Origin of the sequence: Cytobacillus praedii (assembly GCF_001439605.1) — a bacterium.
Lineage (GTDB): Bacteria > Bacillota > Bacilli > Bacillales > Cytobacillaceae > Cytobacillus > Cytobacillus praedii.
The window spans coordinates 1-1,174 of the sequence record NZ_LMBX01000062.1; the positions used below are offsets into that span (position 1 = coordinate 1).

Sequence of the window (1,174 nt, forward strand, 5' to 3'; positions counted from 1 at the left end):
GATAAAGTCCATATAATTGTGTAAAAAGAAAGAGTCATTTTATTCACTCTTGGCAACACTGTTTTCAGCGACGATAAACAATGAAAAGAGGAAATAAAATGACTCACTTACAGTTTAACCTAGATTTAGACCTTTTAAAAGAATCTATCATCAATTCTAATCTCGATATGGTGATTAAATCAGCGATTGTCTTAGTTCTAAATGAAGTCATGGAAAAAGAGAGAGACGTTTATTTACAGGCGGCTGCTTATGAACGATCTCCAGATCGCCGAGACTATCGAAACGGCTACTATGAACGTGAATTGATACTAGGTATTGGCAAACTAAAGCTAAAGGTACCCAGAACCAGAAATGGTGAGTTTTCCACTTCAGTTTTTGACAAGTATGCCCGATGTGACCAAGCTCTGGTCCTCGCCATGCTGGAAATGGTCATTAACGGCGTTTCAACCCGGAAGGTCACGCATATTGTCGAGCAGCTCTGTGGGGAAAACATTTCGAAGTCGTTTGTATCTTCCCTTACCCAAAAGCTTGACCCCATAATTAATGATTGGTCTAAACGCCCTTTGAATGTCATGTATTATCCTTATGTTTTTGTGGATGCCATGTATATAAAGGTCCGGGAACACAACCGGGTTGTCTCGAAGGCCGTGTACATCGCTACTGCTATTACCGACAAGAATACACGTGAAATCTTTGGGCTTAGTGTGGATCATGCGGAAGATTTCGAGAGTTGGAGCCGTTTCTTCCAACAGCTTAAATCTCGTGGGCTTCAATCTCCCAAACTGGTCATCTCAGATGCACATCTAGGCCTCCAAAAGGCGATACAGCGTGATTTTATCGGTACTACGTGGCAAAGGTGCCTGGTACATTTTAAACGTAATATTATAGAGAAACTTCCCAAGAAAGATTCCGTAGAGATACGCAGGATGATTAAACGTGTCTTTGAAGCTGTTACGATGGAGGATATCCGCAGATTTAAGAATGAATTAATGAACCAGTTTGGGGATGAAGCTAAATATGCCAAGGCTTTGGCAACTTTAGATGACGGCTTCGAAGATGCCATTCAATACCTAAACTTTCCTGAGAAGCTACACCCTCACCTACGAAGCACAAATTCCCTTGAACGCTTAAACCAGGAAGTCCGTAGAAGGGAGAAAGTAATACGTGTCTTCCC

General features: G+C 41.7%; 1 protein-coding gene. It reads left to right on the forward strand.

Annotated elements, in window-relative coordinates; genetic code table 11:
- Positions 1 to 98: 98 nt before the first annotated feature.
- Positions 99 to 1,174 (forward strand): IS256 family transposase (locus ASU02_RS25420; RefSeq protein ID WP_057768473.1); only part of this gene is annotated, 1,076 nt, incomplete at its 3' end.